The organism is Nocardiopsis sp. MT53, assembly GCF_019598965.1.
Taxonomy (GTDB): Bacteria; Actinomycetota; Actinomycetes; order Streptosporangiales; family Streptosporangiaceae; genus Nocardiopsis; species Nocardiopsis changdeensis.
In genome coordinates this window covers 229,516-253,245 of sequence record NZ_CP080599.1, presented here as the reverse complement: position 1 = coordinate 253,245, position 23,730 = coordinate 229,516, and the positions used below count along the sequence as shown (strand labels likewise).

Sequence of the window (23,730 nt, the reverse complement as noted above, 5' to 3'; positions counted from 1 at the left end):
CACGACAGCCGACGGACAGCGCGCGGCAAGCGGCCGGACGGCGCCCCGGCCTAGCTTCGGAACGTCCCCGGGGGCGAGCGCCCCCGACACGTGAGACCCGGAGGAGAACCGTGGACGACTCCCTGTTCCAGCCGATCAAGGTCGGCCGCCACGAGGCCGCCAACCGCCTGTTCATGGCCCCGATGACCCGGTCGCGCTGCTACGCCGAAGGCCGTCCCGACGCGCTCGTCGCCGAGTACTACGGCCAGCGCGCCTCCTCGGGCCTCATCATCACCGAGGGCATCCAGCCCAGCGTGCGCGGCCAGGGCTACATCAACACCCCGGGCCTGCACGACGCCGGCCAGGTGGAGGCGTGGAAGCCCGTCACCGACGCCGTCCACGCGCGCGGCTCGCTCGTCTTCGCGCAGCTCATGCACACCGGCCGGATCGGCCACCCGGTGCTGTACCCCGACGGCGGGCTGCCGGTGGCCCCGTCCCCGATCGCCTCGGGCCAGGAGCTGTTCGACGGCTCGGGCATGCTCCCGCACCCGGAGCCCCGGGAGCTGACCGTCGCGGAGATCCAGGAGGTCGTCGACGACTTCGCCAACGCCGCCCGCAACGCGGTCGAGGCCGGGTTCGACGGCGTCGAGGTCCACGGCGCCAACGGCTACCTGGTCCACCAGTTCCTCGCGGACGGCTCCAACCACCGCACCGACGAGTACGGCGGCGACGCCGAGCGCCGTTCCCGGTTCGCGATCGAGGTGGTGGACGCCATCGCCGACACCATCGGCGCGGACCGCACCGCCCTGCGCATCTCGCCGGAGAACAACTACAACGGCATGTCGGACGGCGACCCGGCCGCGCAGTACACGGCCCTCCTGGAGGGGCTGCGCCACCGCTCCGACCTGGCCTTCCTGCACACCACGCAGATCGGCGGCGCCGAGCTGACCCCGCTGGTCCGCCGTCTGTGGGAGGGCACCCTCGTGGTGAACCCGGCGACGGGGCTGGACCTGACCGGCGTCGACGCGGCCCTGGCGAACGGGGCCGACGCCGTCGCCCTGGGCTCGGCCTGGCTCGCGAACCCGGACCTGGACGAGCGCCTGCGCTCGGGGGCGGACCTCAACGCGCCCGACGCCGCCACCTTCTACGGCGGCGACCGCACCGGCTACACCGACTACCCGCACCTCGCCGGCGCCTGACCCCGTCCGGGGCGGCACCGGGGTGCCGGAAAGGAGAAATCCCGCCGGGGGGCCGGCCCGGCCGTCGGTCGCGGCTTACGTGTGAACGGCGCGCAACGACGGCGGCCTCGGGTGTTGGCCGCACCCTGGGTCCCCCGGCGGGACTCGAACGACCCCCCTAGCACTGAAGGGTTCCCCCCAATGGTACAGACCTCTGCCCTGTATCTCGAGATCAAGGTATCGGTTGTCTCGAAATCGAGATGACCCGGACAGAGGGGGATCGATCGCCGACACGCGTCCGCCGGGAAAGGCGCAGGTCACGTGATGCTCGTCCCAAAGTGTGGACAGGAAGTACCAGGATTTCCGGACGCTCTGCTAGCGTGAGCCCATCATGCTGTGCGAGCTGCTCCTTCTTAGCGGCCGCGGCGGGGGTCGTTAGTACGGGTCGGCTCCCTCGCCGCGGGGCTTCGGCTTGTCCACGGTCGACCATTGACCACGCCGCGAATCCGAGGAGCCACCGAGATGGTGCCCCAGCAGCAGACCTCCCCCATGCCGTTCCAGCGCTACACCCCCTTCACCCCGGTCGACCTGCCCGACCGCACCTGGCCGTCCAAGACCATCACCGAGGCGCCGCGCTGGCTGTCCACCGACCTGCGTGACGGCAACCAGGCCCTGATCGAGCCGATGGACCCCGACCGCAAGCGCGAGATGTTCGAGCTGCTGGTCAGGATGGGCTACAAGGAGATCGAGGTGGGCTTCCCGGCCGCCTCCCAGACCGACTTCGACTTCGTGCGCTCCCTGATCGAGGGCGACCTGATCCCCGACGACGTCCAGATCTCGGTCCTGACCCAGGCCCGCGAGGACCTGATCGAGCGCACCGTGCAGAGTCTGGTCGGCGCCAAGCGGTCCACCGTCCACCTGTACAACGCCACCGCGCCGACCTTCCGCCGCGTCGTCTTCAAGGTGGACCGCGAGGCCTGCAAGGCCATCGCCGTCGAGGGCACCCGCCACGTCATGCGCTTCGCCGAGCAGTACCTGGGCGACACCGAGTACTTCGGCTACGAGTACTCGCCCGAGATCTTCATCGACACCGAGATCGACTTCGCCCTGGAGGTCTGCGAGGCGGTCATGGACGTCTGGCGTCCCGGCCCCGGCCGCGAGATCATCCTGAACCTGCCGGCCACCGTCGAGCGCGCCACCCCCAACGTCTACGCCGACCAGATCGAGTGGATGAGCCGCAACCTGTCGCGGCGCGAGCACGTGGTCGTGTCGGTGCACCCGCACAACGACCGCGGCACCGGGGTGGCCTCCGCCGAACTGGCCGTCATGGCCGGCGCCGACCGCGTCGAGGGCTGCCTGTTCGGCCACGGCGAGCGCACCGGCAACGTCTGCCTGGTCACCCTGGGCCTGAACCTGTTCAGCCAGGGCGTCGACCCCCGGATCGACTTCTCCGACATCGACGAGATCCGCCGCACCGTCGAGCACTGCACCCAGCTGCCCGTCGCCCCCCGCCACCCCTACGGCGGCGACCTGGTCTACACCGCCTTCTCCGGCTCCCACCAGGACGCCATCAAGAAGGGCTTCGCCGCGCTGGAGGCCGACGCCGAGGCGGCCGGGGTCCCCGTCGGGGAATACGGCTGGGACGTGCCCTACCTGCCCATCGACCCCAAGGACGTCGGCCGCAACTACGAGGCCGTCATCCGGGTCAACAGCCAGTCCGGCAAGGGCGGCGTCTCCTACATCATGCAGCGCGACCACTCGCTGGACCTGCCGCGCCGCCTGCAGATCGAGTTCTCCCAGGTCATCCAGAAGTTCACCGACGCCGAGGGCGGCGAGTTCTCCGGCGAGCGCATCTGGGAGATCTTCTCCGACACCTACCTGCGCGAGAACGGCCCGGTCGCCGTCCTGGCGCACCGCTCCAGCACCGACGCCGAGGGCACCTACCGGATCGAGGCCGACGCCCGCGTCAACGGCGAGATCCGCGAGCTGGTCGGCACCGGCAACGGCCCGATCTCCGCGTTCTGCGACGCCCTGGCCGACGTCGACGTCAAGGTACGGGTCATGGACTACGTCGAGCACTCCATGGGGGCCGACGGGGACGCCCGCGCCGCCGCCTACGTGGAGGCCGAGATCGACGGCCGCGTGGTGTGGGGCGTGGGCATCCACAGCAGCATCACCACCGCCTCGCTGCGCGCCCTGTGCAGCGCCATCGGCCGCGCCTGACACGCGCGCGCGAGGGGCCCGCGGCACCGGCCGCGGGCCCCTCGCCCGTCACAGCGTCCCGAACGGCCCCGGGTCGGGCTCGCCCACGAGCGCGGCGAACTCCCGGTTGAGCCCCGTCAGCTCGGCCAGCGGCACCGGCCGCCGCCGCACCGCCGCCGGGTCCGCGGCGGCCTCCTCCGTCCACAGGAACGGCACCGAGGACAGCCCCCGGTTCGGGGCCAGCCCCGCGACCGCCTCGCGCCACCCCGGCCAGCGCAGGTCGGCGTAGAAGTTCTCCAGGTTGTGCTCCTGGAGCATCCACAGCAGCCACGACGAGTAGGCGGCCTCCAGCGGCTCCCACCGCAGGGAGTCGGGGGCGAAGTACACCATCTCCCCGGGCCGCCCCGGGTACCGGTCGTCCTCGCAGGCCGGGCCGTTGAGCGCGAACACCCCGCCCAGCACGTCGTGCCCCACGACCAGGTGCGGCGGGGGGCCGTGCACCACCGCGGCGCTCAGGTCGTTGACCTCGCCGAGCCCGGGCAGCCCGGGGCCGCCGCCCCCGTACACGCGCAGCCAGCCGTCGTCCACGAGCAGGCCGCCGCTCTCCAGCGCCATCGCGCCCAGGAACGACCGCGCCGTCACCTGCAGCCGGTGCAGGCAGGTCCGGCCCCGCTCGGGGTCGCCGGGCAGCACCCGCACCGGCACCCTGGCGTCCGCCAGGTGTGCGGCCACCACCGGCCATCCGGGCCGGTCCACCTCGACCAGCTCACTGAGCTCGCGCACCCGTGCCCTCCCACCTGTTCGCTGCGGTGCCGCTCACCCTATTACCGCGTCCGGACACCTCGATCGGGGGCGGGAAAACCCCTGGCGACGGGGGTTCGCGCGATGGGAGCATTCCGGGCATGGTGCACACCGAGATCATCCAGCGGACCCTGCGGGTCCCCCTTCCCGCGGCCGAGCCCGGAGACGGCACCGCCGCGGTGCGGCGGCTGGACGCCGCGCTGCTGTCCCTCGGGTTCGCGCTCACCGCAGACCTGCGCGCCCACCTGGAGGGGCTGGCCCCCGACGCGGTGCTGCGCACCGCCGACCCCCTGCTCGCCGCCGTCCGCGGCCTCGTCGGCGCCGACGCCGAGCACAACGTGTACTTCGCGGACTTCCCCCGGAACGTCCCCGACACCGTGGAGTTCTGGCTGGAGTGCCTGGTCGCCGCGGTCACCGACCCGGCCCACCGCGACGCGGTGGTCCTGGGCCCCGACGGCCTCGACCTGCTCTCCCTGCCCTCCTACGGACGCCTGCGGCACACCTACGCCGAACTGGCGGCCGTCCGCGACGCCTTCGTCGCCGGCGCGAAGGACCGGTGGACCCTGCTGCACCGCGGCGGCACCCCCGAGGAGGAGGCCCGCCTGCTCTACACGGACCTGGCCGGGTCGACGGTGCCGCTCTCCGACGCCGACCGCGACCTGCTGGGCCGCCTGGCCGCGCAGTGCCCCGACCACGAGCCCTCCGCGATCCCCGTCCGGGAGAACCGGGCCGTGGTCAACGCCGCCCGGGTCCTGGCCGGCCGCCCCCCGGTGCTCGACACCGTCACCGACGTGCTGCGCCTGGCCCAGGCCCTGTCCGACGGCGACCCCACCCTGGTGGCGCCCGCGCGCCTGCGCTCCTTCACCCGGCGCGAGCGCCGGCTGCTGCTGACGGCGCTGGACGGCATCGTCGCCGCCGATCCCGGCAAGCTGGCCGACGTGGGCCGCCGGGTGCAGGGCTGGAAGCGCCTGGGGGAGGGGCTGCACCCGCACGAGTACCCGGCGCTGGGCCACGCCCGCGACGTGTTCGCGGTGGCCCGGGGCGACAAGCGCGTGCGCACCCTCGCCGCCCGGGTGGAGGCCGCGTTCGGGTCCGGGGACGTGGCGGCCGCCGTCCACCTCCTGGCGGGGGCGCCCGGAACCCTCGTCCGCTCCCTGGACCGGATCATCGTCGCGGGTGGATCCGCGGTCACCGACCTGTTGGTGGAGCGCCTGAACGCGGTCGGCCACCGGGTGTCGGGCCGCGTGCTGGCCTCGGCCCGCGAGCAGCTCGCCAACCGGAGCCTGCCCGGCTCGGTGCGGCTGTTCGCCAACGAGACCGCCCGCGGGTGGACGGTCCCCGACACCCGGCCGCCGCTGCCCGAGGCCGACACGGCCGCGGTGACCGCCGCCCTGGACGCGCTGATCGCCGACCGCCTGCCCGACGTGGACCTGCTCCTCGTCGACCCGGCGGTGCGGGACGTGGCGGTACCGCGTTCGGGCCGCGGCGCCGGCAAGGGGACGGGCGTGCTGCCGCGGGGCAGCGTGACCGCGGTGGAGGGGGAGCGCCTGCGCTTCTTCGTGCACTGGGTCGAGGGCCCGGACACCACGACCGACCTGGACCTGTCGGTGATGCTGCTCGGCGAGGACTTCGGCCCCCTCGGCCAGGTCTCCTGGACCAACCTCAAGGACACCGGGGCCGTGCACTCCGGCGACCTGGTCGAGGCCCCGGCGCCCGGCGGCGCGACCGAGATGATCGACCTGGAGCTCGCCGCGCTGGACCCGGGGGTGCGGTACGTGGTGCCGCAGGTGCTGGTGTACAGCGGCGACCGGTTCACCTTCCTGCCCGAGGCGTTCTTCGGCTACATGTCTCTGGACACCGCGCAGGAGGGGATGCCGTTCGAGCCGCGGACCGTCCGGGTCCGCTCCGACCTGGAGGGGGAGTCGCGGGTGCTGGTGCCGCTGGCCTTCGCCAAGGGGGAGGACGGCACCTGGTCGGCCCGCTGGATGCACCTGTTCCTGGCGGCGGACGAGCAGTTCAACCGGGTCGAGGAGACCGGGGTCCCGGGCAACCTGCTGGCCCGCGGCGTGCTCTCGCGCCGGTACCTGACCGTCGGCGACCTCGTCGGCATGATGGCCGAACGCGGTGTCCGGGTGCGCGAGGCGGGCCCGCTCACCGAGGAGGAGGCGGAGGGGCTGGCGACGGGGGGCCTGCGGGTCGGCTACCTGGGGACGGAGCTCCCGGAGGGGCTGCCGGACGGGGTGCGGGCGATCACCCTGCCGACGCTGGCCTCGCTGCTCCCCGACACCGGTCCCGAGCCCGGTCCCGCGTCCTGAAAACCCGGTGGCGCCGGGCCGCCCCGCTCGCTAACGTTGTGGGCGGAGCGGCCCCGAACCGGCTTCCTTCTCCTTTTTTCTCTCTTTAAGAAAACCGCAGCCGGTTCACTCCCCGCTCTCCCGGTCGGGCCCATGGCGGGCCCGGCCAGGGCGGCACCGCGAAAAGGTCCGTCGCCGAAGGCGTCCGTTGAGGGCGGTGGTGGGCGACGGGTGGGCTTCCTTCTTATTTTCGCACCCAGCCCTCGCACCCTCCGCCCCCACACCGGGTGAGGCTCCGGCCCGCAAGGCCCACGGGCGGGCTTCCTTCTCTTATCCCTCTCCGGAAAGACACAGCCCGGCCACTCTCCTCACCCGGTGCTCCCGGCACCGGGAGCGCTTCCTTCTCAACCCTCTTCGAGGGCTCCGCTGCTAACGGTTCAGCGCTCCCACTCTCCGGGCCCCGAAAGAGGGCGGGGCGGTCCGCGCGGAGAAACGCGGACCGCCCCGTACAGGAGCCGTGGGCCGGACTCACTCCCAGCCGAACAGCTGGGTCCAGGCGTTGCCGGACTCGCCCACGCCGATCGCGACCAGGCCGCAGTTCAGGATGTTGTCGCGGTGGCCCCGGCTGTTCATCCAGGCGTCCATCACCTGGGCGGCGCTGGTCTGCCCCTTGGCGACGTTCTCGGCGCCCCAGGCGTCGTACCCGTGGCGTCGGGCCCGGTCGCCGGGGCCCTCGCCCTCGGGGCTCTGGTGGCTCATGTAGTCGCGCCGGTCCATGTCCTCGCTGTGCTCCTGGGCCGCGGCGGTGAGCCGCGAGTCCACGCGCAGCGCGTCGCACCCGGCGTCGGCCCGCTCGGCGTTGACCAGGCGCACGACCTCGTCGGTGACCGCGGAGGAGGTCCCCGTGCCGCCACCGCCGCCGCCCCCGCCGGAACCGCCCGAGCCCCCGGACCCGCCGCCTCCGCCGGAGCCGCCCGCCCCGCCGGCGTTCCCACCGCGGTTCCCGTCGGCGTCCGCGTCCTCGGTCCCGGTGTCCTCGGGGGAGGACGAGGCGGTGACGTCGGCGCTCTGCGGCTCGCTGTCCCCCGACGGGGTGCGTTCCTGGGCGGGCGCGTCCGGGGACACGAAGAAGTCCGGGTCCTCGGACGCGTCCGGGACCGGCGGCGCCTCGGTGCCGACCGACGAGGTCGCACCGTCCTCGGGCAGGGCCGAGCCGTCCGCGGTGGTCCGGAACGGGTTCAGCTCCTCGCCGAACCCTGTGACCAGGAGCGTTCCGGCCAGGGTCAGCCCCACCGGCACCGCCGCCAGGGTGACGGCCAGGGGTACCGGCCTTCTGCGCTGGGAGCGCCGGGGGCCTGCCCGCCGTTTTCCTCGACGACCGCGCGCCATAATCGCTCTCCTCCGGTGTGTGCGGGATACGGGCGGGTTCGCCGCCCGAAGCCGGGTTCGTACCCTGGGGCGGCTCTGGGTTCGCCCATCGCCACGTGAGATCTCGGTGGTCCGGCCGCGAGGGGGCCGCGCCTCCGCGTGGCGGCGCCGGGGGCGCCGCGGGGGAAGGGCGGCCGACCCGGCGGGTCACGTCTAGCGCGTGAGAGTAGACCAAATATCTTGAAAAGGGAATCCAAAACGTGATCAACCTGGTCAAGGCGGTGCGCGTCCGTCATATGTGCTCCGGCCCGGCGCGAGGACGGTCACCGGCATCCGCGACAATGGGGGAGTGAGCCTCTACCGTGACGAGGGCGTCGTCCTGCGCAACCAGAAGCTGGGCGAGGCCGACCGCATCATCACCCTGCTGACCAGGCGCCACGGCCTGGTGCGGGCGGTGGGCAAGGGCGTGCGGCGCACCCGGTCGCGGTTCGGTGCCCGGCTGGAGCCCTGCACCCACGTCGACCTGCAACTGCACACCGGACGGACCCTGGACGTCGTCACCCAGGCCGAGACCGTCCGCGCCTACGGCGAGGCGATCGTCGCCGACTACTCCCGGTACACCGCCGCCACCGCGATGCTGGAGACCGCGGAGAAGGTCGTCGCCGTCGAGAAGGACCCGGCCCTGCGCCAGTTCCTCCTGCTCTTGGGCGCACTGCGTACCCTGGGCGAGGGCACGCACGACGCCCGGCTGGTCCTGGACGCCTACCTGCTGCGCTCCCTGGCCGTGGCCGGGTACGCCCCGGCCCTGTCCGAGTGCGCCCGCTGCGGCGACCGCGGCGAGCACCGGTCCTTCGCGATCCACGCGGGCGGAACGGTGTGCTCGGTGTGCCGCCCCCACGGCAGCGTGCACCCCTCGGCCGAGACCGTCCGCCTCATGTCGTCCCTGCTGGGCGGCGACTGGGCGGCGGCGGACGCCAGCGACCCACGGCACCGCACCGAGTGCAGCGGCCTGGTCGCGGCGTACCTACAGTGGCACCTGGAAAACGGAATCCGATCACTGCGCCATGTGGAGCGTTCTTGAGTCTGTTCAGCTTCGACACCGGTAACCGGCGGGGGTACACCGCACCCGTCCCGCACGAGAGCGGGGCGCGTCCTCCCGGCCTGCCCGCCGACCTGGTGCCCCGGCACGTGGCCGTGGTCATGGACGGCAACGGCCGCTGGGCCAAGCAGCGGGGCCTGCCGCGCACCGAGGGCCACAAGGCCGGTGAGGCGTCCCTCTTCGACGTCATCGAGGGCGCCCTGGAGCTGGGCATCCCCAACCTGTCGGCGTACGCCTTCTCGACGGAGAACTGGAAGCGCTCCCCGGAGGAGGTCCGCTTCCTCATGGGCTTCAACCGCGACGTCATCCGCCGCCGCCGCGACGAGCTGCACGCCCGCGGGGTGCGCGTCACCTGGGCCGGCCGCCCGGGCATGCTCTGGAAGAGCGTCATCAAGGAGCTGCGCGACGCCGAGGAGCTGACCCGCGACAACACCGCGCTCACCCTCCAGTTCTGCGTCAACTACGGCGGCCAGGCCGAGATCGTCGACGCCGTGCGCGCGCTGGCCCGCAAGGCCGCGGCCGGGGAGATCTCCCCGGACAAGATCACCGAGGACACCCTCTCCCGGCACCTGTACTCGCCGGAGGTCCCGCCGGTGGACCTGTTCGTCCGCTCCTCGGGCGAGCAGCGGCTGTCCAACTTCCTGCTGTGGCAGTCCGCCTACGCCGAGTTCGTCTTCCTGGACACGCTCTGGCCCGACTTCGACCGCCGCGACCTGTGGCGGGCCTGTGAGATCTACGCGCGCCGGGACCGCCGCTACGGCGGCGCCGAACCGAACCCGGTGGCCGTACCCGAAGAAGAGGGGGAATGAGGGATGGCGGGGCAGGACGCGCCTTTGCTGCGCCCGGGGATGTCGCTGGTCTCGATCGGTGACAGCTTCACCGAGGGGGTCGGCGACCCCTACCCGGACGGCTCGGGCTTCCGCGGCTGGGCGGACCGGACGGCCGAACACCTGGCCGACCACCTGGGGGAGGTCCGGTACGCCAACCTCGCCGTGCGCGGCAAGCTGATGCGCCAGATCGTCACCGACCAGCTGCCGCCGGTCCTGGAGATGGCCCCCGACCTGGTCACCCTGTGCGCGGGCGGCAACGACCTGCTGCGCCCGGCGGGCGACCCGGAGCGGATGGCCAGGATCCTGGACGGCACCGTGGCCCGGCTGCGCGCCAACGGCTCGCAGGTGGTGCTGTTCACCGGCGTGAACATCGCCACCGGCTACATGCGCGGCACCATCGGCCTGTTCGCCCGCTACTACATGAACGTGCGCGCGATCGCCGACCGCCACGGCTGCCTCCTGGTCGACCAGTGGTCCATGGGCGTGCTGACCGACTCCCGCGCCTGGGACGCCGACCGGCTGCACATGTCCCCGGAGGGCCACCGCCGCCTGGCGCTGCGGGTGGCCGAGGTGCTGGGCGTCCCGGTCGCCGAGCGCTGGGACGAGCCCTGGCCCGAGGCGGAGCCGGTGGGCCGGGCGGAGGCGCTCCGGGAGGACCTGACCTGGGTCCGGGAGTCGCTGGGCCCGTGGATCGGCCGCCGCCTGACCGGCCGCTCCTCCGGTGACACCGTCACCGCCAAGCGCCCGGAGCTGACGCTCGTCACCAAGGAGCGCTGACCGGGTCCCGAAGCCGCTCATGGGGGATCCGCGGGTGTGACGTCACGCTCAAAACCCGAAAAAGCGGAAACCTACTGTCGCGTAACCATGGCGCGTGGTTGCATCATCGTCTACCATGAGCGGCTTTGGGACGAACGACCTCACCAAGAAGGACATCCTGTCCTACGTCGCCCTCGGGGACAGCTTCACCGAGGGCATGAGCGACCCCTACCCGGACAGCGACAGCGTGCCCAACGGGCGGTACCGCGGCTGGGCGGACCGGGTGGCCGAGCACCTCGCCGACCACGTCGGCGAGGTCCGCTACGCCAACCTCGCGGTCCGCGGCCGGCTGATCCGGCAGATCGTCGACGAGCAGCTGCCCCGCGCCGTCGAACTCTCCCCCGACCTCATCACCCTCTGCGCCGGCGGCAACGACATCATCCGCCCCGGCTCGGACCCCGACGCGGTGGCCGTGGTCTTCGCGGAGGCCATCGCGGAACTCTCCCGCACCGGCGCGCGCATCGTGGTCTTCACCGGCTTCGACACCAACTGGCAGCCGGTCATGCGCCACATGCGCGGCAAGATCGCCACCTACAACATGCACATGCGCGCCATCGCCGACCGCTACGGCTGCGACGTGGTCGATGTGTGGAGCATGCGGATCCTCGACGACCCCCGGGCCTGGAACTGGGACCGCCTCCACCTCTCCCCGGAGGGCCACCGCCGCCTGGCCCTGCGCGTGTGCGAGGTCCTGGGCGTGCCCGTCGAGGGCGACTGGAAGGAGCCGTGGCCGCCCGCGGAGCCCCGCGACTGGCGGGCCGCCCGCCAGGAGGACCTGCACTGGGCGCGCGAGTTCCTGATGCCGTGGATCCACCGCCGCCTGACCGGCCGCTCCTCCGGCGACAACGTCACCGCCAAGCGCCCGGCCCTGGAGCCGCTGCGCCGGGAGCACTGACCGGGGAGCGGCCCTGGGCGGGATCCCGCACCGGCCCGCCGGCCCTCAGCGCAGGATCGACACGATCCGGCAGCAGGCGGCCGCCAGTTCCCGGTCCCCGGTGAGGACGCCCCGCGCGGCGGCCTCACCGGGGTCGATCATCCTCGTGCACATCCGCCAGGCCGTGTCGGCGTCCAGCCGCACGGTCGCGGCGGCCGGGGCCCCCGGAGACGGGTCGTGCGCCCAGCCCCCGCCGGCGCGCACCACCGTCCACGTCCCGCCCGCGGGGCCCTCCACCACGACCCGGGCCCTGGTGCCGGGTTCGGCCCCGAACCCGCGCAGCGTGTGGGGCAGGGCGCGCAGGAAGGTGTCCAGCACCGGCCCGGCCGCCTCCGGCGCCAGGTCGGCCGTCCGTAGTCGTCGCCCAGCAGGTGGGCGGCCAGGTCCCGCACGCTCCAGCCGGGCACGGCCTCGGCCCTCCACTGACCGGGCTCCAGGGAGCGCAGCAGGGACAGCAGGGCGGCCCGCTCCGCGGGGAACAGGGAGCGGACGTCGATCTCCGGCCCCAGCAGGGGGTGGTCGTCCATGGGGTCGCCTCTCGGACGGGCGCGGGCGCGCGGAGCCCTCAGCTCCGGCGGGAGCAGGACGCGCAGGTCCCGAAGATCTCCACACTGTGGGTGACACCGGTGAACCCGTGGGCCTCGCCCATCTCGGCGGCCCAGCGCTCCACGGCCGGCCCCTCCACCTCCACGGCGGTCGAGCACACCCGGCACACCAGGTGGTGGTGGTGGCTCTCGCTGCCGCAGGCGCGGTAGACGGCCTCGCCGTCGTCGGTGCGCAGCACGTCGATCTCGCCGGAGTCGCTCAGCGCCTGGAGCGCCCGGTAGACGGTGGTCAGGCCGATCTTGGAACCCTCGGCGCGCAGGTCCGCGTACAGGTCCTGGGCGCTGCGGAAACCGCTGGACGCGTTCAACGCCCGACGGACCGCCTCACGTCGTGTCGTCGTACTCAACGGCTCACCCTCCCCGGATCGCTCTCGGGCATCGTACCGGCCTCCGCGGTGACGGCGGGTGGCCGGGTGCTGGCGGCCCTGTGCCCCGAGGCCCGGCGCAGGACCCCGCCCACGCCCACCGCCACGACGAAGACGGCCAGGGCCAGCAGCACGATCGTGGCGCCGGGGGCCAGGTCGGCGTAGAACGCGGTGCTCAGCCCGCCCAGCGAGGACAGCAGGCCGATCACCACGGCCAGTGACATCGTCACCCGGAAACTGCGGGTGAGCTGCTGGGCGGCGACCACCGGGACGATCATCAGGGCGCTCACCATGAGCAGGCCCACCACGCGCATCGCGATCACCACCGTCAACGCGGCGGTAACGGCCAGCAGCACGCTCAGGAAGCGCACCGGGAGCCCGTGGGCCCGGGCCACCTCCTCGTCCTGGCACAGCACGAACAGCTCGCGGCCGAACACCGCGACCACGGCGGCCACGCCCAGCGCCAGCACCGCGACGACCCACAGGTCCTCCTCGCTCACGGTGCTCACCGAGCCGAACAGGAACCCGGTCAGGGTGGCGTTGCTCGCCCCCGGGGTGAGCCCGATGAGGAGCACGCCGCCCGCGATGCCGCCGTAGAACAGCAGCGCCAGGGCCACGTCCCCGCTGGTGCGGGTGCGCGTCCGCACCACCTCGATGAGGACCGCGCCGATCATCGACACGATGGCGGCGGTGAGCAGCGGCGAGGTGCCGGTGAGCAGGCCCAGGGCCACGCCGGTCAGGGCGACGTGCCCGATGCCGTCGCCCAGCAGGGCCAGCCGCCGCTGCACCAGGTAGGTGCCGATGACCGGGGTGATCAGGCCGACCAGCACCGCGGCGATCAGCGCGCGCCGCATGAACTCGTACTGGAGGAGGTCAATCACGGCCGGGCACCTCGAGTCGCATCAGGTCCGCGGGGGAGGACGGCTCGGCCGCCCGCGGGTCGGGGTCGTTGGGGTCGGGGTGGGGGTGCTGGTGCTCGTGGCCGGGCCGGGCGCACTCGCCGGTCGGCGCGGGCGGGGCGCCGTCGTGCACGATCCGGCCCGACTCCAGCACCACGGAGCGTCCGATGACGTCCTCCAGCGGTCCCAGCTCGTGCAGGACCAGGACGACGGTGGAGCCCTGGTCGCGCAGGCGGGTGATGGTGCGGGCGAGCGCGCGCTGGTTCTCGTGGTCCACCCCGGCCATCGGCTCGTCCATGACGAAGGTGTCGGGGCGCCCGGCCAGGGCGCGGGCGATGAGCACGCGCTGCTGCTGGCCCCCCGACAGCTCGCGCACCGAGGCGCGGGCCAGGTCGGTCAGGCCGACGGCGGCCAGGGCCTCGTCGACCGCGGCCCGGTCGGCGCGCGTGGGCAGCGACAGCCGGCGGCGCGCGGCGACCTGCCCGGAGGAGACGATCTCGCGCACCGTGGCGGGCACGGCGCCGCCCGCGGTGAGCCGCTGGGGCACGTACCCGATCCGGCGCCAGTCCCGGAACCGGGACAGCGGTGCGCCGTGGACGCGGATCTCGCCGGAGGAGAGCGGCACGATGCCGAGCATCGCGCGCATGAGGGTGGACTTGCCCGACCCGTTGGGGCCCAGGACGGCCACGGTCTCGCCCGCCCGTATCGCCGTGCTCACCCCGTCCAGGACGGGGACCCCGTCGTAGGAGACGCGGGCGTCGATGGCCTGGAAGGCGGGCGGGACCGACTCGTCCCTGATCTGGGCGTACACGAACCCCATTATCACGAAAACGAAAATGATTGTCAAAATACCCGGACTCGGGGGGATAACACTTCAGAACCCCAGGAACCGGGCCACCGCCAGCACCGCGATCACCACCACGATCAGCACCCGCGGGGCCCGCTGCCGGGAGTCCAGCGAGGGCCAGGTCAGGTACGCGAGCCAGGCCAGGAACAGCGCCACCGGCAGCAGGCACAGCCCGCCCGCCAGCCCCGGGGCCAGCAGCCCCGCCACGAACAGCGCCCCCAGCAGCACCGGCGACAGCCACCGCGGCGCCCGGTGCAGCCACACCAGGGGCACCGCGCTGCGCCGCTCCACCGCCCGGCGCACCGGCCCCGCGCCCGGGGTGTACAGGGAGTCCCCGGAGGGCAGGGGAGCGCCTCCCTCGTCCGTTCGCTTGTCATCACCGTGTTCGGGAGGTGCCATGGGGGTCCGTTCGCTCTCGGGTGGCATCGGGCCGGGTCGTCACACGACCGATACCCGTCCGGAGCGCCCGATTCCCACTCCTGTGATACTTGTACCGAAACCCTAGTGCAGGGCTCCGGCCCGCGGCCGACGTCGAACCCGACCGGCCCCGCGCGGCCTCCCCATCCCCCGGAGAGGACACCCCCGTCGAGGGACCTCTCACTCAGGGTGAAAAGAGAACCACGAAAAGCTCCCAGCACCGTTACCGTCCACGCGCGAGCCGCATCTGCCGGGTCCCGCATGCGCGAACCCTTCGGAGGGTGTCAACTTCCGTGCCCGAACCGACAGTCATCGTGACGTTCGACGTCACCGAGCCCCATCTCCAGCACTGCCTCGACTCCCTGGGCCGCCAGACCGGCCTCCCGGGAGGGGGAGAGCCCGCGTCCGGTGCGGACGCGGGGATCGAGGTCGTCCTCGTCCCCGTCCGCCCGGCGACCGCTGCGCCCCGCACCGGAGCGCCCGACGCCTCCGCGCCCGGCACGGCCGTGTCCGACGCCGCCCCGGACGAGGAGGACGACGAGAACGAACAGGACGGCACCGCCCCCGGCAACGGGGCCCCCGGCGAGGAGGGCGAGCAGGGGGACGAGGCCGTCGACCGGGCCCAGGACGCCCTGGCCGTCGCCGCGGCGTTCGCCGCCGCGCCCCCCGCGGGGGTCACCGCCGTCCTGCTGGCCGACGACCCCGCGCCGGACGCGCCCGCTGCCCGCGCCCGCGGGGCCGCGGCCGCCCGCGGCGGGCACCTGCTCTTCCTGGAGGGCTCCGACGCCCTCACCGGCTACGCGCTCTCCTACCTGCTGGGCAGCGCCCTGGACAGCGGATCCGACCTGGTCGTCGGCAACGTGTACATGTTCGACGAGCTGGGCGCCGCGCCCTCCAAGCGCCACCGCCGCCACTACGCCCGCCCGCGCCTGGCCGAGGACCCCCGGAACATCCCCGGACTGGCCTCCGACGGCGTCCTGGGCAACAAGCTGTGGCGGCGCGACTTCTGGAACTCCCTCACCGACCACGGCCTGCACCCCGACGACGCCGACCTCGGCCTGCGCCGCGCCGCCCTGTCCGCCCGCACCGTGGACGTCCTGCCCGGGCCCGCCCTGCTCAGGCGCCGCAGCGAGCGGGAGGCGCTCCCCCTGGACGAGGACACCCTCACCCGCAGACTGGGCGCCATGACCCGGCTCGCCGAGGGACTGGCCACCCATGACCGCGACCTGTGGGACCGCACGCTCCTGCACGGCGAGCTGCACCGCCTGCTGATGCGGCTCGACGACGCCGACGAGGAGACCCGCGCCACCGCCGTCGCGCTGGTCAACACCTACCTCGACCACGTGCCCGCCCGCCTGCTCGACGGCCTCGGCGTCCTGGACCGCCTGCTGTACCACCTGGTCCGCAAGCACCGGGTCGAGGACGTGCTGGAGGTCGCCACCTTCGCCAAGAGCGTCGAGATCAAGAAGGCCACGCTGGTCCGGCGCGGGTTCGGCTACTACATCCGCTACCCCTTCTTCGAGTCCGAGGACCCGGCCAAGGCCGTCCCCCGAGAGATCTACCGCGTCGACGACGACATCAAGGTCCGCCAGAAGACCGAGGAGATCGCCTGGGAGGACGGGCGGCTGCACATCCGCGGCCGGCTGGGCATCCGCCACCTGCGCGCCCACCGCCGCTGGCACCAGCACGTCACCGCCTACGCGGTGCGCTCCGACGACCGCCGCCGGGTCCGCCTGCCGGTGCGCATCCGCCGCGCCGCCGAGTACCGGCTGCCCGACGTGCTCGACGCCGCCCGGCACGACTACGGCGGCTTCACCGTCATCGTCGACCCGCGCCGACTGCGCGACTCCGGCCGCTGGGACGCCTCCGACTGGAAGATCGAACTGGTCGTCCTCAACCGGGGCATCACCCGGCGCCGGACCGTCTCCAACCCGGTGCCCGGCCCCGCCAAGCGGCCCGCCTACCAGCGGGTCGACGAGGAGGTGTGGGTCCGCCCGCACTGGAGCCGCGACCAGCAGCTGGTCATCAGTGTGGAGCCCTGCCTGGCCAGGATCACCGGGCACCGGTTCGACGAGCGCGCCGGGGTGCTGGAGCTGCGCGGCGAACCCGTCGCCGCACCCGCGGCCGAGGCCGTCGAGCTGAGACTGACCCGGCGGCCCGGCACCGCCACGGTCAGCGTGCCGCTGGAGTCCGAGGGCGGCCGGTTCGAGGCCAGGATCGCCGCTGGCGACCTGTACGACCGCGCCGTCGACGAGTGCGGCGGCGTCATCCGCCAGGAGACCTGGGACGCCCACCTGGTCACCCGCGAGAAGCAGGTGGTGTCCCTGGTCGTGCCGGAGGAGGTCGCGCCGGCCGCCTACGCCGACGGCGACGGCCGCCGCGAACTGTCCGTGCTGCGCTCGGCCGTCGGCCACCTGCGGCTGCGCGCGGGCCACGCCCGGCCCTCGGTGGAGGAGGCCCGCTGGGAGGGGCGGACCCTGGTGCTGTCCGGGGTCTTCCGGGCCGCCGCCGAGCTGAGCCTGGTCGCCAAGGCGCGCGGGCGCGACGAGGAGCACGCGCTGGAGGTGGAGCGCTCCGGGGAGCGGTTCACCGCCCGGTTCTCCCCGGCCGACGTCCCCACGCTGTCCGGGACCCTGTCGCTGCCCGCGGGCGGGTACCAGCTGTGGGGGCGGGTGGACACGCCGGAGTCGGGGGAGCGCCACGCGGACGTGGGCGTGGAGTTCGCCGAGGACCTGCTCGCCTCGCTGCCGCTGGAGATGCAGACCGCGGAGCGCGGCTACACCCTCTCCTACCAGGGCCGGGGCATCCCGGTCCTCCAGGTCGGCGGCGACCTGCGCCCCGCCGAGCAGGGCACCTTCGCCCAGCGCGAGCTGCGCGAGACCTTCTACCCGGCGCAGCGGCTGGAACCGGTCGTGGACGGCGTCCTCTTCGACACCTACACCGGCCGCCAGTACTCCGACAGCCCGCAGAGCATCTACGCCGAGCTGCGCCGCCGCGAGCGCTGGGCCGACCACCCCATGTCGTGGCTGGTCGCCGACGGGCAGGTGAACCTGCCCGAGGACCTCACCCGGGTCCGCCACCGCGGCCGCGAGTACTACGAGGGGCTGGCGCGCAGCCGGTACCTGGTCACCAACTCCCGGCAGCCGGCGTGGTTCCACCGCCACCCGGACCAGACCGTCGTGCAGACCTGGCACGGGTCGATGCTCAAGCGCATCGGCTTCGACGTGGAGAACATCCGCGGCAAGTCCCGGGACTACTTCGACAAGCTGGCCTGGGAGACGCGGCAGTGGGACTACCTGGTGTCCCCGAGCCCGTGGGCGACGCCCATCCTGCGCAGCGCCTTCCGGTTCGAGGGCGAGATCCTGGAGACCGGGTACCCGCGCAACGACGTCTTCTTCTCGCCCGAGCGGGACGCGATCGCGGAGCGCACCCGCGCCCGGCTCGGGCTGCCCGAGGACAAGAAGGTGGTGCTGTACGCGCCGACCTGGCGCGACGACAAGTACTACACCCGCGGCAAGCACAAGCTGGACCTGCACCTGGACCTCCAGCGGCTGTACGACGAGCTGGGCAAGGACCACGTGCTGCTGGTGCGCCGCCACCCGCGCGTGGTGGACAGCGTGCCGATCGTGGGCCGCGACTTCGTCCACGACGTGTCGCTGTACCCCGAGATCATGGAGCTGTTCCTGGTGACGGACGTGCTCATCACCGACTACTCGTCGATGATGTTCGACTTCGCCAACACGGGGCGCCCGATGCTCTTCTTCACCTATGACCTGGAGGGGTACCGGGACAACCTGCGCGGGTTCTACTTCGACTTCGAGGAGACCGCGCCGGGGCCGCTGCTGATGGAGTCCGACCAGGTCATCGAGGCCCTGCGCGGGATCGACGACGTGGCGCGCGACAGCGCCCGGGCCTACCGGGCGTTCGTGGAGCAGTTCTGCCCGCTCGACGACGGCGGTGCGGCCCGCCGCGTGGTCGACCGGGTCTTCGGCGCCGACTGACGCCGGCCGGGGCGGCGGGCCCGTGCCCGCCGCCCCGCCGCCCCCGTCCCCCGTACGGAGACGGGGGCGCGGTGCGCCAGAATGGGGGCGTGATCGTCATCACCCGCTACTCCGTGTCCGAGGCCGATGTCGAGGCCTTCCGCGCCGACGCCGCCCGGGCGGTCGAAGTGCTCTCCCGCCGCCCCGGGTACCGGGGCCACCGGCTGGGACGGGCCGCCGACGAGCCCACGCTGTGGACGGTGGTCACGGAGTGGGACGGGGCGGGCTTCTACCGGCGGGCGCTCTCGGACTTCGACGTCAAGGTCCACGCCGTGCCGCTGCTGTCGCGGGCGCTGGACGAGCCGACCGCCTTCGAGATCATGGACGCGGAAAGCCCGACTCCTCCCGCTTCCTGACCGAACAATCCGTGCGCGCGGGCCCGGCCGGTGCTCTAGCCTGGGTGGACGGGCACTCACCGTGGCCACTCCCGGTACCGGTGGGCGACCCCTTTCCCAGTACACACCGATGTATCGCGCACTGCGATCCACCGACCGCCAGCCGGATGGAGAGTCACCCCATGGCCGCAAAGTCAGAGGCAATGGACGCACTGGTCAACCTCGCCAAGCGACGGGGTCTGGTGTACCCCTCCAGCGAGATCTACGGTGGCCTGCGCGCCGCCTGGGACTACGGCCCGCTGGGTGTGGAGCTGAAGAACAACGTCAAGCGCCAGTGGTGGCGCACGATGGTCCAGGAGCGCGACGACATCGTCGGCCTGGACTCCAGCGTCATCCTCGCCCGTGAGGTCTGGGAGGCCTCCGGCCACGTGCGCGAGTTCGTCGACCCGCTCACCGAGTGCCAGTCCTGCCACAAGCGCTTCCGCGCCGACCACCTCATCGAGGCCTACGAGGAGAAGCACGGCCACGAGCCGGAGGGCGGCCTGTCCGCGCTGTCCTGCCCCAACTGCGGCGCCAAGAACTCCTTCACCGAGCCGCGCATGTTCAACGGCCTGCTGCGCACCTACCTGGGCCCGGTCCAGGACGAGAAGGGCCTGGCCTACCTGCGCCCGGAGACCGCCCAGGGCATCTTCATCAACTACAAGAACGTCGAGCAGAGCGCCCGCCGCAAGGTCCCCTTCGGCATCGGCCAGATCGGCAAGTCGTTCCGCAACGAGATCACCCCCGGCAACTTCATCTTCCGCACCCGCGAGTTCGAGCAGATGGAGATGGAGTTCTTCTGCAAGCCGGGCTCGGACGAGGAATGGCACCAGTACTGGATCGACACCCGCCTGCAGTGGTACGTCGACCTGGGCATCGCCAAGGACAACCTGCGCCTGTACGAGCACCCGCAGGAGAAGCTGTCCCACTACTCCAAGCGCACCGTGGACATCGAGTACCGGTTCAACTTCATCGGCAGCGAGTGGGGTGAGCTGGAGGGCATCGCCAACCGCACCGACTACGACCTCAAGACGCACTCCGAGGCCTCCGGTGTGGACCTGTCGTACTTCGACCAGGAGAACAACGAGCGCTACACCCCGTTCGTCATCGAGCCCGCGGCCGGTGTCGACCGCGCGGTCCTGACGTTCATGCTCGACGCCTACAACGTCGACGAGGCGCCCAACGCCAAGGGCAAGCTGGAGAAGCGCGCCGTCATGCGCCTGGACCCGCGCCTGGCCCCGGTCAAGGCCGCGGTGCTGCCGCTGTCGCGCAACGCCGACCTGTCGCCCAAGGCCCGCGACCTGGCCGCGCGGCTGCGCCGCCGCTGGAACGTGGAGTTCGACGACGCCGGCGCGATCGGCCGCCGCTACCGCCGCCAGGACGAGATCGGCACGCCGTTCTGCGTCACGGTCGACTTCGACACCCTGGAGGACGAGGCGGTGACCGTGCGCGAGCGCGACACCATGTCCCAGGAGCGGGTGTCGCTGGACCGGGTGGAGACCTACCTGTTCGAGCGCCTGCCCGGCTGCTGACCGGCGCCCCGCCGACGCACGGCCCCGTCGCCCGCCACCGCCCGCCGAGGGCGGGGGCGGGCGACCGCCGTTCCCGGCGGTGCCGCTCCGGAACGGCCGGCGCCCCGCGTGCACGCCACAACGCCGCCCGTGCCCCGAGGGGGCACGGGCGGCGCCGTCGTTGTGGGCGAGACGGCCGGACCCGGGGGGATGGTCTCCGGCCGCCTCTGTGGGCCCCGGCCGCACACGGCCGAGGGGACCCTGTGCCCAACCTAGCGGTCGGGCCCGGGCGGCAAAGGGTTGTTTGTCGTGGTTTGCCCTACCGCGTAAGCGAATCGTGACGACGGACCGGTGCGCACCGGATACCTAGTTCTTCTATGCCTAGGTCTGCTAGGGTTACCATCCCTAGCAGAACTAGGTATGAGGAAGGCGCATGCACATCGACAAGGACCTCGTCGCGGCCTCGGCCACGCCGCTCGTCCTGGGCATCCTGGCCGAGGGCGAGTCCTACGGCTACGCGATCGTCAAACGCGTCAACGAGCTCTCCGGCGGGCGCATGCAGTGGACGGACGGGATGCTCTACCCCCTGCTCCACCGGCTGGAGCGCAACGGCCACGTCCGGGCGTCCTGGGGCACGTCCGAGGCGGGGCGCCGCCGCAAGCACTACGCCATCACGGAGGAGGGGCTGGCGGCGCTGGCCGAGAGGCGCGCGCAGTGGAGCGTCGTCGCGGACACGCTCAAGCAGGTCTGGGAGGCCGCCGCACACCACCCGCTCCCGGGCGGCGCGGCACCGGCGGGAGGGATCGCATGACGGGCGGCGTGGAGGAGCAGATCGACCAGTGGCGCGGTTTCGTCCGCCGCCGCAAGGCCATCTCCGCCGCGGACGTGGAGGAGATGGAGGACCACCTGCGCGAGCGGATCGCCGACCTGGAGGCGAACGGCCTGGACGCCGAGGAGGCCTTCCTCGTGGCGGTCAAGCGCATGGGCAACCTGGACGAGGTGTCGCGGGAGTTCGCGCGGGAGCACTCCGAACGCCTCTGGAAGCAGCTCGTCCTGGTCCCCGAGGCCGACGACGGCGCGGGCGGGCCGGCGCGCTGGCGCGAGCTCGCGGTGATGATCGCGTTCGCGCTCGGCGCCGGGCTGGCGGTCAAGCTGCTGGCCACCCTGGTCGACGACGAGTTCGTGCTGGTCCGCAACCTGGCCTTCGTGGTCCTGCCGTTCCTGGCCGGGTGGTTCGCGTGGAAGCGGCGCGTCCCCTGGCGCGTGTGGGCGGTGACGGCGGCCGTCGCGGCGGTGCCGCTGCTGGCGGTCGACCTGTACCCCTTCGAGACCACGGGTGGGCCGTACCCCGCGCCCGGGATGACCGGCGTGCTCGCGTTCACGCACGCCCCGGTCCTGCTGTGGCTGCTCGCGGGCGTCCTGCACACCGGCGGGGACTGGCGCTCCCACGACCGGCGGATGGACTTCGTGCGGTTCACCGGCGAGCTGGCGATGTACCTGGCGCTGATCATGCTGGGGTCCATGGTCCTGCTCGGGCTGACCGCCGGCGTGCTCTCCCTGGCCGGCGTGGACCTCGAACCGTTCATGGAGGACTGGCTGCTGCCGTTCGGCGGGCCCGGCGCGCTGCTGGTGGCCGCCTGGCTGGTGGAGGCCAAGAAGGGCGTGGTGGAGAACATCGCACCGGTCCTGACCCGGGTCTTCACCCCGCTGGCGCTCGTGATGCTGCTGGCGGACCTGGTGGTGCTGCTGGTGAACGGGCCGCTGACCACGGTGGACCGCGAGCTGCTCATCCTGATGGACGCGATCCTGGTGCTGGTCCTGTTCCTGCTGCTGTACTCGGTCTCGGCCCGCGACCCGCTGGCCCCGCCCGGGGTCTTCGACTGGCTCCAGCTGGCGCTGGTCGGGGCGGCGCTCGCCGTCAACGCGGTGGCGCTGACGGCGATGCTGACCCGGATCGCCGAGTTCGGGTTCACCGCCAACAAGACCGCGGCCCTGGGGCTCAACCTGGTGCTGCTGGTCCACCTGGTGTGGTCGGCGTGGCTGCTCGCGGGCTTCGTCCGCGGCCGCCGGCCGTTCGCGGCGGTCGAGCGGTGGCAGACGGCCTACCTGCCGGTCTACGCGGCGTGGGCCGCGGTGGTCGTGCTGGTGTTCCCGCCGGTGTTCGGTTTCGCCTGACCGGGGGCGGCCGGGCCTTCGGGCCCGGCCGCCGCTCAGCCGGCGGTGTAGACCACGAACGAGACCGCGATGTAGTGGCAGACGAACGCGGCGATGGTCAGCGAGTGGAAGATCTCGTGGAAGCCGAACCACCGGGGTGCCGGGTCGGGCCACTTCATGCCGTAGACCACCGCGCCGACGCTGTAGAGCACCCCGCCGACCAGGATGAGGATCCACGTCGCCGGGTGGGTCCCCGCGACCAGCTCGGGGATGAACAGCACCGCCACCCAGCCGATGGCCAGGTACAGCGCGGTGGACAGCCAGCGCGGGGAGTTCAGCCACAGCAGTTTGAACCCGACCCCCGCGATCGCCCCGCCCCAGACCAGGGCGAGCATCGCCGTGCGCAGGGTCCCCTCCAGCACCAGCACGATGAACGGCGTGTAGGTGCCCGCGATGATGAGGTAGATGTTCGAGTGGTCCATGCGGCGCAGGACCTTCTGCGCCCGCGGCGACCAGCGCCCCACGTGGTAGATCGCGGAGGTGCCGAAGAGCAGGACCGAGCTGAGCGCGTAGACCGCGCTGGCCGCGACGGCGGGCGCGGTGGGGGAGAGGGCCACCAGGACGATGCCCGCGGCCAGGGCCAGCGGGGCGGTGCCCAGGTGCAGCCAGCCGCGCAGGCGGGGTTTGACCGCCTCCACGAACCCCTCGGCCGCGGCGGCGGCCCGCTCGGGGAGGCTGCCCTCCTGCTGCCGCGACCGCGCGTATCCGGTTCCCCGCGCCTTGTCCCTGGACACGTTCCACTCCCCGTAATCCCCGGGCCCGGCACGGTGTCGGGCCCTGTTCGAAGCCTAACTTACGGAACCGTAGGTTACTTGAAGGTAGGGGTGTGTCGAGCGGCACAGTGCCGTCTTCGCGGGGGTCGCGGGCGCGGAGTGGTCGATTCGGGTCGGCCGCCGCTGTTCCGATCCCCCCGGACCCGCTAGGGTGCGTTCCGGGCGCCGTGACCAGCGGAGTCCC

At 72.9% G+C, this 23,730-nt stretch carries 20 protein-coding genes; 12 read left to right on the top strand and 8 right to left on the bottom strand.

All coding sequences use genetic code 11. From position 1 onward, the window contains the following. Positions 1-110: 110 nt before the first annotated feature. Together K1J57_RS01105 and leuA are read left to right on the top strand one after the other, a co-directional pair. Positions 111-1,178 carry an alkene reductase gene (locus K1J57_RS01105; RefSeq protein ID WP_220562625.1) on the top strand — a complete coding sequence of 356 codons (1,068 nt, stop codon included), beginning with the start codon at positions 111-113 and terminating at the stop codon, positions 1,176-1,178. A 501-nt stretch (positions 1,179-1,679) separates the two neighbouring features. Next, positions 1,680-3,380, top strand: coding sequence for a 2-isopropylmalate synthase (gene leuA, locus K1J57_RS01100; RefSeq protein WP_220562624.1), 1,701 nt, complete (start codon positions 1,680-1,682; stop codon positions 3,378-3,380). A gap of 48 nt (positions 3,381-3,428) precedes the next feature. On the opposite strand, the gene K1J57_RS01095 is transcribed toward leuA, so the two are convergent. Then, positions 3,429-4,142, bottom strand: a complete 714-nt coding sequence (locus K1J57_RS01095) for a DUF2625 family protein (protein ID WP_220562623.1) — start codon at positions 4,140-4,142, stop codon at positions 3,429-3,431. 119 nt (positions 4,143-4,261) lie between these two features. Here K1J57_RS01095 and K1J57_RS01090 point away from each other — a divergent pair, with 119 nt between their 5' ends. Next, positions 4,262-6,475 (top strand): hypothetical protein, encoded by a 2,214-nt coding sequence (locus tag K1J57_RS01090; RefSeq protein WP_255646771.1) that lies wholly within the window; start codon positions 4,262-4,264, stop codon positions 6,473-6,475. Between the two features lie 507 nt (positions 6,476-6,982). On the opposite strand, the gene K1J57_RS01085 is transcribed toward K1J57_RS01090, so the two are convergent. Then, on the bottom strand, positions 6,983-7,843 hold the full coding sequence (locus K1J57_RS01085; protein WP_220562622.1) for a CAP domain-containing protein: 861 nt from the start codon (positions 7,841-7,843) through the stop codon (positions 6,983-6,985). Between the two features lie 328 nt (positions 7,844-8,171). Here K1J57_RS01085 and recO point away from each other — a divergent pair, with 328 nt between their 5' ends. From recO to K1J57_RS01065, 4 genes are all read left to right on the top strand, one after another. After that, positions 8,172-8,903: a DNA repair protein RecO gene (gene recO, locus K1J57_RS01080; RefSeq protein WP_220562621.1), complete on the top strand. Its 732-nt coding sequence runs from the start codon at positions 8,172-8,174 to the stop codon at positions 8,901-8,903. Beyond that, positions 8,900-9,730: an isoprenyl transferase gene (locus tag K1J57_RS01075; protein WP_220562620.1), complete on the top strand. Its 831-nt coding sequence runs from the start codon at positions 8,900-8,902 to the stop codon at positions 9,728-9,730. The genes recO and K1J57_RS01075 overlap by 4 nt, the downstream gene beginning before the upstream one ends. Positions 9,731-9,733: 3 nt before the next feature. After that, complete coding sequence (locus tag K1J57_RS01070; protein WP_220562619.1) at positions 9,734-10,528, top strand: SGNH/GDSL hydrolase family protein; 795 nt, start codon at positions 9,734-9,736, stop codon at positions 10,526-10,528. Positions 10,529-10,643: 115 nt separating this feature from the next. Then, positions 10,644-11,462: an SGNH/GDSL hydrolase family protein gene (locus K1J57_RS01065; protein ID WP_220562618.1), complete on the top strand. Its 819-nt coding sequence runs from the start codon at positions 10,644-10,646 to the stop codon at positions 11,460-11,462. A 45-nt stretch (positions 11,463-11,507) separates the two neighbouring features. Here K1J57_RS01065 and K1J57_RS33235 read toward each other — a convergent pair whose 3' ends face one another. From K1J57_RS33235 to K1J57_RS01040, 5 genes are all read right to left on the bottom strand, one after another. Then, positions 11,508-11,819: an SCP2 sterol-binding domain-containing protein gene (locus K1J57_RS33235; protein WP_255646770.1), complete on the bottom strand. Its 312-nt coding sequence runs from the start codon at positions 11,817-11,819 to the stop codon at positions 11,508-11,510. A 247-nt stretch (positions 11,820-12,066) separates the two neighbouring features. Beyond that, positions 12,067-12,453 carry a Fur family transcriptional regulator gene (locus K1J57_RS01055; protein ID WP_220562617.1) on the bottom strand — a complete coding sequence of 129 codons (387 nt, stop codon included), beginning with the start codon at positions 12,451-12,453 and terminating at the stop codon, positions 12,067-12,069. Then, entirely contained in the window at positions 12,450-13,352 is a 903-nt protein-coding gene (locus K1J57_RS01050) for a metal ABC transporter permease (RefSeq protein ID WP_220562616.1), read from the bottom strand. The genes K1J57_RS01055 and K1J57_RS01050 overlap by 4 nt, the downstream gene beginning before the upstream one ends. Then, a complete protein-coding gene (locus K1J57_RS01045) occupies positions 13,345-14,181 on the bottom strand; it encodes a metal ABC transporter ATP-binding protein (RefSeq protein WP_255646769.1) in 837 nt (278 codons plus the stop codon). The genes K1J57_RS01050 and K1J57_RS01045 overlap by 8 nt, the downstream gene beginning before the upstream one ends. A gap of 63 nt (positions 14,182-14,244) precedes the next feature. Continuing rightward, a complete protein-coding gene (locus K1J57_RS01040; protein ID WP_220562615.1) occupies positions 14,245-14,616 on the bottom strand; it encodes a DUF6703 family protein in 372 nt (123 codons plus the stop codon). A 311-nt stretch (positions 14,617-14,927) separates the two neighbouring features. On the opposite strand from K1J57_RS01040, the gene K1J57_RS01035 reads away from it, so the two are divergent. The 5 genes from K1J57_RS01035 (at position 14,928) to K1J57_RS01015 (ending at position 22,734) form a co-directional block, all read left to right on the top strand. Continuing rightward, on the top strand, positions 14,928-18,635 hold the full coding sequence (locus tag K1J57_RS01035) for a CDP-glycerol glycerophosphotransferase family protein (protein WP_220562614.1): 3,708 nt from the start codon (positions 14,928-14,930) through the stop codon (positions 18,633-18,635). A gap of 89 nt (positions 18,636-18,724) precedes the next feature. Further along, positions 18,725-19,030 (top strand): antibiotic biosynthesis monooxygenase, encoded by a 306-nt coding sequence (locus K1J57_RS01030; RefSeq protein WP_220562613.1) that lies wholly within the window; start codon positions 18,725-18,727, stop codon positions 19,028-19,030. Positions 19,031-19,191: 161 nt separating this feature from the next. Continuing rightward, positions 19,192-20,580 carry a glycine--tRNA ligase gene (locus K1J57_RS01025; protein WP_220562612.1) on the top strand — a complete coding sequence of 463 codons (1,389 nt, stop codon included), beginning with the start codon at positions 19,192-19,194 and terminating at the stop codon, positions 20,578-20,580. 412 nt (positions 20,581-20,992) lie between these two features. Continuing rightward, positions 20,993-21,370: a PadR family transcriptional regulator gene (locus tag K1J57_RS01020; RefSeq protein ID WP_220562611.1), complete on the top strand. Its 378-nt coding sequence runs from the start codon at positions 20,993-20,995 to the stop codon at positions 21,368-21,370. Further along, positions 21,367-22,734, top strand: coding sequence for a permease prefix domain 1-containing protein (locus K1J57_RS01015; protein WP_220562610.1), 1,368 nt, complete (start codon positions 21,367-21,369; stop codon positions 22,732-22,734). The genes K1J57_RS01020 and K1J57_RS01015 overlap by 4 nt, the downstream gene beginning before the upstream one ends. A gap of 35 nt (positions 22,735-22,769) precedes the next feature. Here K1J57_RS01015 and K1J57_RS01010 read toward each other — a convergent pair whose 3' ends face one another. Beyond that, a complete protein-coding gene (locus K1J57_RS01010; protein ID WP_220562609.1) occupies positions 22,770-23,507 on the bottom strand; it encodes a hemolysin III family protein in 738 nt (245 codons plus the stop codon). Positions 23,508-23,730 lie beyond the last annotated feature (223 nt).

Coding starts and splice junctions, on each gene's coding strand:
- leuA (WP_220562624.1), top strand. CDS start 1,680: ATGGTGCCCCAGCAGCAGACCTCCCCCATGCCGTTCCAGCGCTACACC.
- K1J57_RS01090 (WP_255646771.1), top strand. CDS start 4,262: ATGGTGCACACCGAGATCATCCAGCGGACCCTGCGGGTCCCCCTTCCC.
- K1J57_RS01085 (WP_220562622.1), bottom strand. CDS start 7,843: ATGGCGCGCGGTCGTCGAGGAAAACGGCGGGCAGGCCCCCGGCGCTCC.
- K1J57_RS01070 (WP_220562619.1), top strand. CDS start 9,734: ATGGCGGGGCAGGACGCGCCTTTGCTGCGCCCGGGGATGTCGCTGGTC.
- K1J57_RS01065 (WP_220562618.1), top strand. CDS start 10,644: ATGAGCGGCTTTGGGACGAACGACCTCACCAAGAAGGACATCCTGTCC.
- K1J57_RS01040 (WP_220562615.1), bottom strand. CDS start 14,616: ATGGCACCTCCCGAACACGGTGATGACAAGCGAACGGACGAGGGAGGC.
- K1J57_RS01025 (WP_220562612.1), top strand. CDS start 19,192: ATGGCCGCAAAGTCAGAGGCAATGGACGCACTGGTCAACCTCGCCAAG.
- K1J57_RS01020 (WP_220562611.1), top strand. CDS start 20,993: ATGCACATCGACAAGGACCTCGTCGCGGCCTCGGCCACGCCGCTCGTC.
- K1J57_RS01015 (WP_220562610.1), top strand. CDS start 21,367: ATGACGGGCGGCGTGGAGGAGCAGATCGACCAGTGGCGCGGTTTCGTC.